The 14,487-nt window shown below is 45.2% G+C and carries 11 protein-coding genes and 1 pseudogene; 9 read left to right on the top strand and 3 right to left on the bottom strand.

Annotated features, from left to right (window positions below; all coding sequences use genetic code 11):
- The first annotated feature begins 29 nt into the window (after positions 1 to 29).
- The 3 genes from malQ (at position 30) to AC2204_RS11385 (ending at position 6,232) form a co-directional block, all read left to right on the top strand.
- Entirely contained in the window at positions 30 to 2,216 is a 2,187-nt protein-coding gene (gene malQ / locus AC2204_RS11395; protein ID WP_318925612.1) for a 4-alpha-glucanotransferase, read from the top strand.
- Between the two features lie 53 nt (positions 2,217 to 2,269).
- Positions 2,270 to 4,417 (top strand): 1,4-alpha-glucan branching protein GlgB, encoded by a 2,148-nt coding sequence (gene glgB, locus AC2204_RS11390; protein ID WP_318925678.1) that lies wholly within the window; start codon positions 2,270 to 2,272, stop codon positions 4,415 to 4,417.
- A 228-nt stretch (positions 4,418 to 4,645) separates the two neighbouring features.
- Complete coding sequence (locus tag AC2204_RS11385) at positions 4,646 to 6,232, top strand: methyl-accepting chemotaxis protein (RefSeq protein ID WP_318925611.1); 1,587 nt, start codon at positions 4,646 to 4,648, stop codon at positions 6,230 to 6,232.
- Positions 6,233 to 6,336: 104 nt separating this feature from the next.
- Here the strand turns inward: AC2204_RS11385 and AC2204_RS11380 are convergent, their stop codons facing one another.
- Positions 6,337 to 7,983 carry an ABC-ATPase domain-containing protein gene (locus tag AC2204_RS11380; RefSeq protein ID WP_318925610.1) on the bottom strand — a complete coding sequence of 549 codons (1,647 nt, stop codon included), beginning with the start codon at positions 7,981 to 7,983 and terminating at the stop codon, positions 6,337 to 6,339.
- A gap of 235 nt (positions 7,984 to 8,218) precedes the next feature.
- Between AC2204_RS11380 and AC2204_RS11375 the strand changes: the two genes are divergently transcribed.
- The 3 genes from AC2204_RS11375 to AC2204_RS11365 all read left to right on the top strand — a co-directional run bounded on the left by AC2204_RS11375 (position 8,219) and on the right by AC2204_RS11365 (position 10,061).
- Positions 8,219 to 8,461, top strand: a complete 243-nt coding sequence (locus tag AC2204_RS11375) for a hypothetical protein (RefSeq protein WP_318925609.1) — start codon at positions 8,219 to 8,221, stop codon at positions 8,459 to 8,461.
- Positions 8,462 to 8,628: 167 nt separating this feature from the next.
- The gene (gene ppiC / locus AC2204_RS11370) at positions 8,629 to 8,910 is read left to right on the top strand and encodes a peptidylprolyl isomerase PpiC (RefSeq protein ID WP_107283071.1); all 282 of its coding nucleotides are present in this window, start codon (positions 8,629 to 8,631) and stop codon (positions 8,908 to 8,910) included.
- A 434-nt stretch (positions 8,911 to 9,344) separates the two neighbouring features.
- A complete protein-coding gene (locus AC2204_RS11365) occupies positions 9,345 to 10,061 on the top strand; it encodes a methyltransferase family protein (RefSeq protein WP_318925608.1) in 717 nt (238 codons plus the stop codon).
- Positions 10,062 to 10,334: 273 nt separating this feature from the next.
- Here AC2204_RS11365 and iolG read toward each other — a convergent pair whose 3' ends face one another.
- On the bottom strand, positions 10,335 to 11,336 hold the full coding sequence (gene iolG / locus AC2204_RS11360; protein ID WP_318925607.1) for an inositol 2-dehydrogenase: 1,002 nt from the start codon (positions 11,334 to 11,336) through the stop codon (positions 10,335 to 10,337).
- A gap of 237 nt (positions 11,337 to 11,573) precedes the next feature.
- On the opposite strand from iolG, the gene AC2204_RS11355 reads away from it, so the two are divergent.
- The gene (locus AC2204_RS11355) at positions 11,574 to 12,401 is read left to right on the top strand and encodes a sugar phosphate isomerase/epimerase family protein (RefSeq protein ID WP_318925606.1); all 828 of its coding nucleotides are present in this window, start codon (positions 11,574 to 11,576) and stop codon (positions 12,399 to 12,401) included.
- Between the two features lie 656 nt (positions 12,402 to 13,057).
- On the opposite strand, the gene AC2204_RS11350 is transcribed toward AC2204_RS11355, so the two are convergent.
- A complete protein-coding gene (locus AC2204_RS11350; RefSeq protein ID WP_318925605.1) occupies positions 13,058 to 13,720 on the bottom strand; it encodes a hypothetical protein in 663 nt (220 codons plus the stop codon).
- Between the two features lie 58 nt (positions 13,721 to 13,778).
- Here AC2204_RS11350 and AC2204_RS11345 point away from each other — a divergent pair.
- Positions 13,779 to 14,006, top strand: a pseudogene (locus AC2204_RS11345) (DDE-type integrase/transposase/recombinase); the annotation flags it as partial.
- Between the two features lie 238 nt (positions 14,007 to 14,244).
- On the top strand, positions 14,245 to 14,466 hold the full coding sequence (locus tag AC2204_RS11340; RefSeq protein ID WP_318925604.1) for a hypothetical protein: 222 nt from the start codon (positions 14,245 to 14,247) through the stop codon (positions 14,464 to 14,466).
- Positions 14,467 to 14,487: the final 21 nt, after the last annotated feature.

The following is a 14,487-nucleotide window of genomic DNA, read 5'->3' as shown; positions in this document are numbered from 1 at the left end:
CGGCCGCAAGGCCGCTATCGGAGATAACGATGAAAGAAGATAACGTATTAAAACAAGTTGCTGAAATGGTTGGGATTGCAGACCGCTATGTCAGTGCTTGGGGCGAGGAAGCTAAAGTTGAAGATGAAACGATTCTGCGTTTATTAGCGGCCCTTGGCTACGATACTAAAAATGACGAAGCCCTGTTAGAATCTGCCCGTAAAAAGAACCGCCCTGACGTACTTGCCCCTGTGCAGGTTATTCGTCGTGGTGAACAACCAATGCACATTACTTTACACCTTGGTGTCAGTGCCCGCATGAGTGACTTCAGCTGGCGTCTGCACACCGAGCAAGGCGAAGTAATGGAAGGTTGGTTGCAATCGCAATTAATTTCAGATGATCGTGAAAGTGGCGGTCCGCTTGTTTTTGCTTTGCCTGATGATCTGGAAATGGGTTATCACAAGCTTGAAGTCTTCCGTAAACGTCGTAAATCTCCGTTTGAAATGACACTGATTGTGACACCTGAATCTTGTTATAAACAACCCGCGTTGTTGGATGACAAGAAGCTTTGGGGCACCAGTGTTCAGCTGTACTCGGTTCGTACCAACCATAACTGGGGGATCGGCGATTTCGGTGATCTGAAACAACTGGTTGCCGATATTGCTGCACGTGGTGGTGATTTTGTGGGCCTGAACCCCATTCACTCACTATTCCCTGCCAACCCTGAGGGGGCAAGTCCATATAGCCCGTCTTCACGCCGTTGGCTAAACCTTATGTACATTGATGTCAGCTCGGTTCCTGAGTTTGCACAATGCGATGCTGCCCAGCAACTCGTTGGCAGTTCAGAATTCCAGCAGCGTCTGGTTGAAGCCCGAAATACTAACTGGGTGAATTACAGTGAAGTGTCATGCCTGAAAATGGCCGTACTGCCATTATTGTTTGAGACATTTGCTGAGCGTCATCTGGACAAAAAAACAGCTCGTGCTCAGAAATTCATGCAATTTGTTGAGCAGGGTGGCGATAGCCTGCTTCATCAGGCTGCCTTTGATGCCTTACATGCAAAATTGAAAAAAGAAGATGACAGTGCTTGGGGCTGGCCAGCGTTCCCGGAAGAATACCGCCACTTTGATAACGCAGCCGTAAAAGCCTTTATAAAGAATAACTTAAAGCAAGTTCATCTGTATATGTACCTGCAGTGGGTAGCTGATACTCAGTTGGCAGAAGTGAATGATCTTGCTCAAGAAAAAGGCATGGTCATGGGTCTGTATCGTGACCTTGCTGTTGGTGTATGTGATTCAGGTGCCGAAACATGGGCTGATCACGGCGCACTGTGCCAGGACGTAAGTGTTGGTGCTCCGCCAGATGTTCTTGGCCCGTTAGGTCAAAACTGGGGTTTACCTCCGTTAAATCCACAGGTACTGAAAGAAACAGCGTACGAACCGTACATCCAGTTATTGCGTGCAAACATGCGTAACTGTGGCGCACTGCGTATTGACCATGTATTAGGTCTTTTGCGTCTTTGGTGGATCCCTAAAGGTGAATCTGCGAAGAGCGGCGCATACATGTACTACCCAGTTGATGATCTGATGGCAATCCTCGCGTTGGAAAGTCACCGTTATCAGTGCACTGTGATCGGTGAAGACTTAGGCACGGTACCTGACGAGATTGTTGAAAAACTGTCAACGGCAGGTGTTCATTCTTACAAGGTGTTCTTCTTTGAAACAGCAGAAGATGGCGGTTACCTATCTCCTGGCCATTATCCGGCCCAGTCAATGGCGGCACTGTGTACACATGATATGCCAACCCTGCGTGGTTTCTGGCATTGTGATGATTTAAAAATGGGCGAAGAGTTAGGTCTTTACCCAGATAAAGAACAATTGTCCGGATTGTTTGACAGTCGTGCCGAAAGTAAGCAAAAGATCCTTGATAGTTTGAACTGGCATGGTTATCTTCCTGAAGGGGTAGGGCACGACGCGAGATATGTACCGATGGATCGCAACCTGAGTGAAGGTATGCAGCTGCATTTAGCTGCAAGTTCCAGTGCATTGCTGAGCCTGCAATTGGAAGACTGGTTGGAAATGGATAAGCCGGTCAATATTCCTGGTACGGTTGATGAGTATCCCAACTGGCGCCGTAAGCTTTCAACCACCCTGGATGACTTATTTACACGACAGGACATCATCGACTTAACTCGTCGTTTAACAGAAACACGAGCAAAGGCCAGTCAGAAAAACTAATCAGGAGTAGTGCGTTGGACACCATGACAGTGACACGCAGTGATAAGGAATATATGCAGCTCGAAAGAGCTGCGTTTTCAGACCCATTTTCGTTCTTGGGCCCTCAGTATCAGTCAAACGGTATCGCGCTTCGGGTGTGGATGCCGGGCGCTGTTTCAGTGAAGGCCGAAACTGATCATGGTGAGCTATTCTCTCTGTCAAGAGAGGCCGATAGTGGCTTCGTGTTAGAGGGAGAGCAAGATTTCACCACTGCCGTTTATAAGCTACATATCGGCTGGCCAAGCGGCGAGCAAACCATTAACGATCCATACCAATTTCATGCGTTTTTACCTTCAGGTGATGCCTTAACGACCCCTTCGCAAATGCATAGCGAAATGGGTGCACAACTGATCACTGTAAATAAAGGTAATAAGCAGGTTTCTGGCGTTCGTTTTCTGACGTTCGCTCCGAATGCGTCGGCTGTGAGTGTGATCGGGAATTTCAATTCCTGGGATGGTCGTCGTCACCCGATGCAGCGGTTGGATGATGGTCTTTGGGGACTGTTTATTCCAGGCATGGAAGACGGTACCCAGTACAAATTTGAATTAAAAGACCACGACGGGAAAAGCTTGCCCCATAAAGCCGATCCATGGGGTTATTCTTCTGAACAGTACCCGTCTTTTACTTCTATCGTTTACGACCAGTCGCGTTATCAATGGCAAGATAAAGCTTGGCAAACGCGTCCGGTTACGGCCAAACATCAAGAAGCATTGTCTTTCTACGAACTTCACGCCGGATCCTGGCGCAAGAAAGACAATGGTGACTTCCTAACATATCGTGAGCTTGCAGAAGAGCTGATTCCGTACCTGTCTGAGATGGGGTATACCCACCTTGAGTTGATGCCTGTTTCTGAGCATCCGTTCTATGGTTCATGGGGCTATCAACCAATTGGTCTGTTCTCTCCAACGAGCCGGTTCGGGACCCCTGATGATTTCAAATATTTCGTCGATCAATGCCACCAGGCAGGTATCGGTGTTGTACTTGATTGGGTTCCAGCTCACTTCCCTTCAGATGATCATGGCCTTGCAAATTTTGACGGTACTGCACTGTATAACGACCCCGATCCACGCCGCGGCTGGCATCAGGACTGGAAGAGTTATATCTATGACTACGGCCGTGAACATGTTCGTCGTTTCTTAGTCTCGAATGCCCTGTTCTGGTTTGAGCATTATCATATCGATGGTCTGCGTGTTGATGCCGTTGCATCTATGCTGTACCTCGATTATTCACGTGAGCACGATCAGTGGCTTCCTAACCATAACGGTGGCAACGAGAACTACGATGCCATTAGCCTGTTGCGCTGGATGAACGAAGAAGTCTATTCTCATTATCCCAATGCGATGACAATTGCGGAAGAATCTACCGCTTTCTCTGGCGTATCGCGCCCGACCGATCAGGGGGGGTTAGGCTTTGGGTTTAAATGGAATATGGGATGGATGCACGACAGCCTCTCTTATATTCAAGAAGAGCCAGTGCACCGTAAATACCACCACAATACGATTACCTTCCCGCTGATTTATGCATTCAGTGAGAACTACGTCCTGTCTTTGTCGCATGATGAAGTGGTTTACGGCAAAGGTTCATTACTGGACAAGATGCCGGGTGATGAGTGGCAGAAAACCGCCAACCTGCGTGCCTACATGGGTTATATGTATGGTCAGCCCGGTAAGAAACTGAACTTCATGGGCGCCGAAATTGCGCAAAGCGCAGAGTGGGCACATGACGGTCAATTACAATGGCACTGGTTACAGTATCCTCGCCATAGCGGTATGAAAGCGTTAGTGAGCGATCTGAACAAGCTATACACTTCAACCCCAGCCCTCCATGAGCAAGATTGTTCGCCGGAAGGGTTCGAATGGCGGGTTCAAGATGATGCTGAAACAAGTGTATTAGCGCATGAGCGTATGGCACTGAATGGCGACAAAGTATTAGTTATTTCTAACTTCACGCCAGTTCCTCGCGAAGGGTACACATTAGGTGTACCCACTGAGGGCGAGTACGCACTCATGTTAAACACTGATGATGGTAAATACTGGGGTAGTAATGCGCCAGTTGAGCAGGTTGTTGCAACAGAGAAAGTCGCGAGTCACGGATTAGATCATTCGATCCGTTTGAGCTTGCCGCCGCTATCAACAATGTTCATGGTATTTACCAAAAAATAAATATTACCAGAGCTAACAGAAGCCCAAAAAGCCCGTAACGTTTCGTTGCGGGCTTTTTGTTCTATCAAAAGATAGGTTATCCCCTTGTTTCTTTAAGTATTCACCTAAAAATTAACTTGCATCAACTTGTTGGCGTGTTATTAATGCTAATGATTCGTAGTTTTTTGCATGTAAAGCTTGGCCTCTGACCAAGGTGCATAACAAAATGAAACAATAATAGAGATAATAATGACACTATCTGCAAAACAATCGTTTAATCAAACGGGTGAAAAGGAAGTCGAGTACTCATCAGGGATAAACATCATATCGACCACCGACCCACAAAGCCATATTACCTATATAAACCAGCATTTCTGTGATGTTGCGGGTTTTCAACCCGGCGAGCTGGATGGCGAACCGCATAATGTGATCAGGCATGCGGATATGCCCAAAGCCGCCTTTGCGCAGCTATGGAAGTATATCAAGTCTGGCAAAAGCTGGATGGGGGTGATGAAGAACCACTGCAAAAATGGTGACTTTTATTGGGTGTCAGCCTTTGTTACACCAATCACCAATGATAAGGGACAGGTTATTGAGTATCAGTCGGTTCGTAGTAAGCCCGATCGTGATGCCGTTCAGCGTGCGACTGATTTATATCAAAAATTGAATAATGGGAAAACGTCAAACGAGATTAACCGCCCGCGGTTCAGGCAAAACAATGTGCTGTGTGGATTGATGACTTTTGCATTGATACTGCTGGCCGCTCAAATGTTCCTGAATGGGGCGACATTGTGGACGGCAGCCACAATAGGGATCCTTCTCTCTGCAATCGCTGTGAGTATACATTATCAATCCAGAGTCAGGCATCTGACGACACTGGCAAAAGAGGCCTATGACAATCCATTAATGGAGCATGTTTATACCGGTAAAAAAGATGATGTATCAATAATCGAACTAGCCTTGAAAATGCGTCAGGCAGAGGTTCGAGCAATTGTCGGACGGGCAAGCGAAACGGCCGGAGACATTTTAATGTCAGCTGAAGATGAATTTGCACAAACAAAACAGATTAAAACCAATCTGGCAAAGCAATCTGAAGCGACCGTACAGGTGGGGGTTGCTATGGCGCAGATGTCATCATCGATTCGAGAGGTCGCTGAAAGTGCTGCCCAGGCATCAACCATTACCTCTGATGCGCTGCAGATGTCGGTTGAAGGCCAGCGAAGTGTAGAGACCACCATTAATTCTGTGAACTCACTTTATAAAGAGCTGGATAATTCAAAGCATGTGATTACTGCCTTGTCGGAAAGTAGTCGTCAGATTGAAGGTATTTTAGATGTTATCGGCTCTATTGCCGATCAAACGAACCTATTGGCGCTAAATGCAGCTATCGAAGCGGCTCGTGCAGGCGAAGCTGGCCGAGGGTTTGCTGTTGTGGCCGATGAAGTGCGCTCTCTTGCGCAAAAAACACAATTATCTACGGGTGAAATTCAAAAAATGATTGCTCATTTGCAGCAGACTGCAAGTCAAGCGGTCGATTCCGTTGAACGTGGTGGTGCTTTATCCGAGCAATGTAATCAACAAGCAGCCGAAACTGGCGGCCGATTAGAACAGATTCATGAAATGCTGAACCGGGTTACCGATAGCAGCCAGCAGATAGCGTCGTCGGTTGAAGATCAAGCCGGTGTAAGTGACGAGATTTCACTAAATGTTCAGAATATTCGTCAGTTGACATCTGAGACGTCTGAAACCAGTGATTTATCTGTTGAAAGCACCAGAATGCTGGTGGAGCGGATAGAGGCGATGAAACGATTAATGGATCAGTTTCAGAGAGTTTGATGCAATAGTTATTGCCTGAAATAATGCAAAAAGCCCGCTCAGCGGGCTTTTTTGTACTCAGTATCGAAGGTACGGCTACTGATTTTTCAGTAGCCGTGTTGCGTTTACTTAAAGTCAGCTTTACGCATTCGGCTCAGCACAGCCATCACTTCGATTGCACGAGGTTTCGCTAAGTCGCCGTAGTGTGGCATCGAGCGGAACCAGTCATCATGCAGCATCTGTTCAAAAGCTTTCGATGGGTTCTTTTCCCAACCTTTACCTTGAGCAAGCTGGAACCACAACCAACCAACTGTATATAGCTGGCTTGAATCAGCGATTTGTTCTAATGCCTGTAGGTCAATTAGCTCACGTCCAAAACGCAACGATGTCTTGTCTTTAACCTGAATACGGAATTTACCGTCTTCCAGCATGGCCTTTAGCGTACTACGGTTTACCTGGCGTGTGCGAGGCAATGACAGTGTTTCAGTGCCTTCGTGAGTACGACGGGTCGGGTGGGTTGCAATGACTTCTTTTGCTTTTTCTGTGACATCAATGGCCTGATAGTTGTGCATTTGGATAACAGTATCAGCGACGTCAAGATAATCACCGGAACCACCCATCACCAGTAATACCGAAATATTCAGTTGGTCTCGTAGAAGTGAAATGCGATCAACTAATGGGGTAATCGGCTCATCACTTTTCGCAATCAGCGCCTGCATGCGCTCGTCACGGATCATAAAATTAGATGCTGAGGTATCTTCATCAATAAGCAGAGCTTGCGCACCGGCTTCCAGCGACTCCTGCAACCAAGAAGCCTGAGACGTAGAACCAGACGCATCTTGTGTACTAAATGAATGTGTATCTTTACCCATTGGCAGATTGCTGATGTACGGTGACAAATCAACATTATGGACACAGCGGCCATCTTCGGCACGGATCTTAGTCGCAGTGTCATTGGTAACAATGTACTCACGACCATCGCCGGGGATATGGTCATATACCGAGTTTTCAATCGCATTCAACAGGGTTGATTTACCGTGGAAGCCGCCGCCAACAATCATAGTGATCCCTTCAGGAACCCCCATTCCGCGTATTTTACCCTTATGTGGCGCTTCAAGTTCCAGAGCCAGTGCGTCAGGGCTAACGAACGCAATAGCGTCCGCCATTGGTAAGTCGACATTACCGGCCAGGCGAGGTAAAACGCTGCCATCAGCAACAAAGGCAAGTAAGTTGTGTTCTTTTAGCTGGCTACGCAGGGCTACCTGATCTTCAACCGCTTCACAGTGAAGCTTCATTTCTTCAATCGGTAGTTCCCGTGCGATTGTCGAGCGACGGATGATTTTAGGCATCGTAAACGTCAGCAGGTTCATTGCCTTTTTAGCGATGATCTTACGGTTGTCTGCGGGTAGGTTAACGCGAAAGCGTAGCTCGATACCGTCTTCATCAAAGACAACAGCAGTGCGATCAAGAATAACCTGACCAGGACGATCAATTTGAATCGCGTTTTCTTGCTGGGAAAGATCGGCAAACTGACGTGCAATGAAATCGCGTGCGGCACGCTGGTAATCCTGAGATTGATCTTTCAACCAAGCTAAATCTGTCAGCGCCCATTTACGACGAGCACGAACACGAGAAGCAGGTGCGTATGGGTCTGCTTGAATAGTGTCGATAAAAAAGTCGAAGTCAACGAAGTTGTATTCGCCACGCATACTAGAGTAGCTGCGGTAGTTGTGACGGTCGATTTTGTGTAATTTGGCTTCGAGTAATTGCATGTCGTCTCGATATCGTGCGTTATAATTCTGGGGGCTGGATTTTACACTAAAGTCTGACCGTTAGCATGTAAACTTTGGCTATAAAAGGAATTCCTCTGCCAGTACGACGGCGGCAAGATTGCACTAAGGTCTAATTGAGCCTACATCCTGTTAATGTATCTTATGAATGTCTTCATGATTTTATGTTCCCCCCATGCAGTGGGTGGGTCATTGATAAGAATTCCAGGATGGCGCTATGCTGCAAATAACAATGAATTACGCTGAAATATTGCTATTGGTAACCGGTTTGCTACTTATTACTAAGAGTCTGTTTCAATACGGGAAGCGCACCAGAGACTGGTCGGGGTTAGCGATGATGATCGTTAAGCGTGTTGGAATGGATACTGCAGAGTATCGCTGGTACCGATTGGGTGTCAGCTATTTTGTTGCTGGCGTTGTTATCCGTATCGCTAATATGATCTTCTGGCCACAAATGTGATTTAGGGCGAGATGCATAACATCGATTATGCCTTTCCAGCCTGAATGGTTTACCTCAAGTAATCTGAACCGAGAATGAATTCGTGCTGCTGTTTACGCTTGCTACTTTCAGTGATTTATCGCACACTTTCTTGCTAATTTCGAATAAGTTACATTGAGGTGTACATTATGGCTTCAACAGCAGCAGCGCTTCATATCCTAGTGAAGCATAAAGAACAAGCGGATGACATTCTTCAACAGCTGAAGAAAGGCGCCAAGTTTCAAACTCTCGCGAAAAAATACTCCACATGTCCATCTAAGAACCGTGGTGGGGACTTAGGTGAATTTCGTAAAGGGGCAATGGTTCCTGCTTTTGATAAAGCGGTGTTTTCCGGCAAAGTACTTGAACCAATCGGCCCGGTTAAAACTAAGTTTGGTTATCACATTATCAAGGTGCTTTACAGGACGTAGATGTCGTAAAGAGCCTTTTGAGCGCTCCTGTCTGTCGCGCTTAAGTCCAGTGTTTCTCTCAGCATCTTGCTTTTCTTGCCTGGTACTCTTTGCAGGCTTAAAGAGTACCCAGAAATGCCTTTCTATTCTCTGGTGTTGTCCGGGCCGGTTGTAGGCGCTCTTTGCGCCGACAACCTAAAAATTCGTCCTGAATTTTTTCCCTGTTTTGTACGTCATATTCAAACGCATTATTCCCCCTTATCAATTTAGAGTAATTGTCCGCGACAATGGACTTGCCTGTTAATTATCTAATCTTTCATTATGTATTTCGTTGATCAAGGCTCTAACCTATTAGTGGGCTAGTAAGCTGGATGCAGGTCAATCCCGCCTTGGCTGGTGCCGCCTGAGCGGAGCGTTAGACACACACTCAAATCCATTTTATTTTGGGGAATGACATGTCAGCAAAGAAGGTTAATGAAGAGGCAGCCCAAACATCCCCCCGCCAGTGGTTCAGATTAATTGTGGTGTATCTCATAATTTCGATGATTTTATTTATATGCGGTGGGGACCTCAGCTGGTGGCAGGCGTGGTTATTTTCCATACAGTTCGTGGCTGCTGGTATTGGTGGGCGCATGTGGGCGGAACAACGACATCCCGGATTAACAGCAGAAAGACAAAATATTGAAAACATCCAAAACGCAAAAGCCTGGGACAGAGTGCTTGCTCCATTGATGGCGGTGAGTGTCGGGTTTTCTATGGTCATTGTGGCAGGGCTGGACCATCGTTATAACTGGTCCTCCGAGTTTTCGCTATGGCTCATTGTAATTGGCTTTATTTTGATCTCACTCGGATACGCTTTCGCGGCATGGGCATTGGCTGAGAACCGCTTTTTCTCTAGTGTGGTGCGCATTCAGACGGATCGAGGACATGTGGTGTGTGACAGTGGCCCATACCGGTTTGTGCGGCATCCGGGTTATGCCGGAAATATTCTTGCACTGTTCGGTATTGTTCTTGCTCTGAGCTCGGTATGGACACTGATTCCTGCAGCGGTAGCATCAATCGTCACGGTGATTAGAACCGCACTTGAAGACCAGACGTTACAGGAAGAGTTGCCAGGATATCGATACTATGCAAGACGCGTGCGCTATCGATTGATTCCTGGGATATACTGAAAGACCTGAGTGGTGATGTCCTAGATCAGAGATGGAGGTCCAACAGAAAGAGTTGCGCGCCGCCTTACGCGGCTGAATCATTTCTGCCTCATTGTGATACCTTAAAGGCGATTGAGCATCTGGGATGCATGACCTATGTTCGTCGAAAGTTCATGGATCCCAAGAAAGTCCAGGAGAAAGATAAAACCGGCAAAGCTAGAGCCGGATATCAATGCATTGCTCCCCTGGAACGTCTCACATTAATAACCACCCCGTGGGATTATCGGGCGCATACTATTTACCTGCCAAATTTAGGTGCACAGTTTTTTGAGAGCGTGCCGACTCACCAGCAGCTTCAGCCAATTCCAAAGCGATCTGACCATCGATACCACTACAACAAGGTTCTGTTCTTCCCGCCAGAATATCAGCAAAGTGTTTCCATTCCGCAATGTAGGCGTTGTTGTAGCGCTCTAGGAAAAAGAACTCTGGATTGGTACCCGTACAGCCGTGTTCATTCCAGTGCTGGACTAGGTTTTCTGTTTGGTTATCAACCTTAAGCAGACCTGTTTCGCCATGAAGCTCCAGACGTTGGTCATAACCGTAACCTGAACGACGACTGTTGATAATGGTTGCACTTACACCCGATGGAAAACCAAGAACAATCGTTGCAGTATCCACGTCACCTGCCTCACCAATCGCTGAATCCACAACGCACGATGCATGTACAGTGATTGAATTTGGCTCTTCTCCAATCATAAATCGAGCCATGTCCAGATCATGGACACTCATGTCTCTGAACATACCACCAGATACTTTGCAATATTCTGCAGGTGGTGGCAGTGGATCGCGAGAAGTAATCACAAGAGACTCAGCTTTACCGATTTTACCTTCATTAAATTTATCTTTTACATAACGAAAGTTCGGATCAAAACGGCGATTAAAGCCAACTAATAATGGAACTTTGTAGTCATTTACGATGGCAAGACATTCCTGAATTCTTGCTAAAGACAGATCAATCGGCTTTTCACAGAAAATTGCTTTGCCTTTCTTCGCAGCACGTTCAACAAGCTCAGCATGCGTATCTGTAGCTGAAGCAATACATACTGCATGGATGTTTTCATCATTCATGGCTTCTTCAACAGACTGAATAACAGCTTGGTATTTATTGGCAATACTTTCTGCCCCAGGTAAGTATGGGTCAATCACAGAATACAGGTTTATTTCTGGGTGATTGTTAATAATTTCCGCATGAACTTTACCAATGCGGCCTGTACCAAATAGTGCAACATTAAACATAACAGCTCCTTAGTCAAATAGTAATGGCGGCAACCTCTCAGGATTATGAAAAATTTTTTTCATTCCTCTTCAAGTTTCATGTCCCATAAAACAGCAATTAAGGCTAATATACCAACAAGGTTTCTATCTTTCGTTTTGTTTTCTTGAAAATTGAGATGCAAGGTAAAAAAAATTTTTCATCGCGATGTATGCTATTTACAAACCGAAACGACATGATTGACTTGAAAGGAAACCAATATGAAATTTGCATTACACGGTATGTGCTCTCTTCACGGAAATATCATTAGTGATATTCGATTAGCAAAAGAAACAGGTTACACCGGACTAGAGATTCACACAGAAAAGCTGTGGCGTTACATTAACGCGGGTTTTAGCGCGAAAGACTTCAAAGATCATATGGATGCAGCTGGCATTGCACCTTCTGCAATTGACATTATCGGGCACTGTGAAGCTCCGGATAAGGAAATGCAAAAGCGAGTTTTTAATGAAGTCGAAATTTTGTCTAAATTTGCCAAAGAAATTGGCTGCCCAAGCATTCAGCTAAACGCATTTGAAGCGCTGAATGGTTTCTCTAAAGAAGACAATATTCGTCTAACGGCGCAAAATATTCGTCATATGGTTGATATTGGTGCTGAACATGGAATTCGTTTCCAATATGAGGGGGCAGCATGGTGCCCAATCTCTTCGCTGGATGACTACTACCGGCTGTATGATGCAGTTGGCCGCGATAATTTTGGCTTTATTCTAGATACTTGGCACTTTTGGGCATGCCGTGGTGCAACACCTGAAGATATGGCACGAATTGATAAAGATCTGATTTATAATGTACATATTGCTGATGGTTACCGTCCTGACGAGGGTCAACCTTGGGTGGATGAGAAAGAGCTACGCGGAGTGATTGTTGGTGAAGGTAATATTCCGCTGAAAGAGTGGATAGATGCGATTCGTAGCACCGGCTACGAGGGATTCTATTCTGGTGAATTCTTAAATGATCAGCTTTGGGAAGCAGATCATTACACTATCGCTGACGATATGCTCAAAGGCATGAAAGCTTTGTTTGATTGATCTTTAAGTTAACGAGATCTTGTAGGTTTAGAAGTTCTAAAGCTCATAAATAGTAAAAAGCCTCGAGTTTTCGAGGCCTTAATGTCTGAACTTTAAGCAAAAACTCGTAATGAGATCTCATTCTAGCTTACTTGTTGGAATGATGTTTGTGTTAACTGACAAAAAATCAGTCGGTGTATCGGTGTATCGGTGAGCGTGGCTAAGCTTATCTGACGGTTAGTTATCAGGCGAATATTCACCTACAAGCACCGATTGAGGCATGACTAAATGACGGGAGCAGTGGTGAAGCCCGTGAGCCTATTGACTTCTTTAGTATTTAAAGTCTGGCGTGGACTCATGTAAAAATACCGTCCCCCTGAACGAAGGAAAGGGGCATTGGAGGTGTTTACGGCCTGAGGCGTTCCTTTTTATTCGAACCTATTGCATTGATAAGCGAGAAGTTTTATAGATTTTACAGTACTATAAAACCGAGAATAATCTTGTTTTGAATTACTTAGGCTACCTGCTGTGGTGTGAGGAAATGAGCAGAAATCAGAACAGTCTCAACCATTCTGATTTAGTGTAATAGTTAGTGGTCACTTTTCTATATTTTTTCTAATCCAAGTAAGCTGAGCTAGACTAAAGTCTCTAGCTTACTTTTGTCCAAAAGAAGGGCGCTATAGTTTCACGCAGGTTGGTTTCTGATTCTGCTTGGTAACATTTTCGACATAGCCGGTATCTTGTGTACCTTCCTCATAGTTAATGCCGATGCCGCCAGCCACCTGTTTCTCAGGTGTTGAATCGAGATCGCCCAATTTCGCCAGTTTTGTAGATGTATCTTGGATTATGGACTCCATCAATGCTAATGACTTGGGATCCAAAGCATTCTTCTCTTCAGCTTCGAGCTGAAATAGCTGTAAGTTGTTTAAAAAGTTATTAACAATGTCATGGACCGTTCTCATTGTTGCCCGCAAAACATTCACTCGTTCTTTTTGCACTTCAAGTTTATGTTTATTTCGAGTTATCTCTCCATGTTCGATGATCTTCGGTAGCCACTGCCGAATACCTAAAGCTAATAATAGGAAACCCAAAAGATAACCAACGACCTTTTCCAAAAACGCCTGGGGTTCGGTATCGCCTATGATTACAAAACGGTTCAATTCTTCGAAATTATCAGTGATATCAAGCAACGTTCCAAAGAAGATCAAGACAAACCCAGCTACGATGGTTCGCCAACCACTAGCTTGGCTTAATTCTTTGGCGTGTTGTACTTTGAGAAGGGAAATAACTATCCCTCCGGTTATAATTGCTCGAAATATCTCGATGACGATATCAGCCATTGTTTTCCCTTCTTCCTTGTGGGTCTATGTAATAGTAGCTCACACAATCGTTGTTTTCATGCTTAGTCCAATTGAAATCCTTTCAATCAAGTATCTGAACAATATCGTCGAGCAAAGCCACCGCAGAGTAAAAGGTAAAATGAATCAATATATAGGGTGGAAATCAGACGAAGGGGCAAAGGCCACACTCGCTGGCGTGGAGTTTTGATCGATGATTAAAAATGGGCAACTCGACAACCCTGAATGTTTATCTGTTTGGGATGAGTTTTACGCGCTTGCAGCCTAATAGTATCTGAAAATCAGTACGCGTGTAGTTAGACTACACTTTTTGATAGAAACTCATAAGCAAATGAAAAGTATGATATATTTAGTCAGATTGGCCTCCCGTGCATGTAAGTTGGCCGCATATATTATGGCTCTGGCTGTTACAGCTAACCCACGACGTGGAGGCTAGCACCTCCTGGGAGTCATTGTGTCTATGATCTAATGGTTTTTAAAGTCGTTTTGCTTACATAGGACTCAAAATGGAAAATGTTAAAAGAGCTCGTTTACTTATAGCTTTGGCGGAAGTGGTTCAGGATATTGAGGTTGTAAATGCTATTGAATATAGCAGTGGACGGTTATCTAATGATGAATTGGATGGTTTAGAAGAAATTATTCTTAAAAAGGTAATGGCATACCGTTGTCATGAAAAATGGCCACCAAAAATCAACCCTATTACGGAAGTAATGAACTTTGATAGCTAACTTAAAGTATCGCCCTTTGGT

Source organism: Photobacterium sp. (assembly GCF_057456235.1).
This window is presented reverse-complemented; position numbering and strand designations above follow the sequence as displayed.

What these genes read in the sequence shown, in the direction of transcription:
- malQ (WP_318925612.1), top strand. Translation starts at nt 30, where the DNA reads ATGAAAGAAGATAACGTATTAAAACAAGTTGCTGAAATGGTTGGGATT.
- glgB (WP_318925678.1), top strand. Translation starts at nt 2,270, where the DNA reads ATGCAGCTCGAAAGAGCTGCGTTTTCAGACCCATTTTCGTTCTTGGGC.
- AC2204_RS11385 (WP_318925611.1), top strand. Translation starts at nt 4,646, where the DNA reads ATGACACTATCTGCAAAACAATCGTTTAATCAAACGGGTGAAAAGGAA.
- AC2204_RS11380 (WP_318925610.1), bottom strand. Translation starts at nt 7,983, where the DNA reads ATGCAATTACTCGAAGCCAAATTACACAAAATCGACCGTCACAACTAC.
- AC2204_RS11375 (WP_318925609.1), top strand. Translation starts at nt 8,219, where the DNA reads ATGCTGCAAATAACAATGAATTACGCTGAAATATTGCTATTGGTAACC.
- ppiC (WP_107283071.1), top strand. Translation starts at nt 8,629, where the DNA reads ATGGCTTCAACAGCAGCAGCGCTTCATATCCTAGTGAAGCATAAAGAA.
- AC2204_RS11365 (WP_318925608.1), top strand. Translation starts at nt 9,345, where the DNA reads ATGTCAGCAAAGAAGGTTAATGAAGAGGCAGCCCAAACATCCCCCCGC.
- iolG (WP_318925607.1), bottom strand. Translation starts at nt 11,336, where the DNA reads ATGTTTAATGTTGCACTATTTGGTACAGGCCGCATTGGTAAAGTTCAT.
- AC2204_RS11355 (WP_318925606.1), top strand. Translation starts at nt 11,574, where the DNA reads ATGAAATTTGCATTACACGGTATGTGCTCTCTTCACGGAAATATCATT.
- AC2204_RS11350 (WP_318925605.1), bottom strand. Translation starts at nt 13,720, where the DNA reads ATGGCTGATATCGTCATCGAGATATTTCGAGCAATTATAACCGGAGGG.
- AC2204_RS11340 (WP_318925604.1), top strand. Translation starts at nt 14,245, where the DNA reads ATGGAAAATGTTAAAAGAGCTCGTTTACTTATAGCTTTGGCGGAAGTG.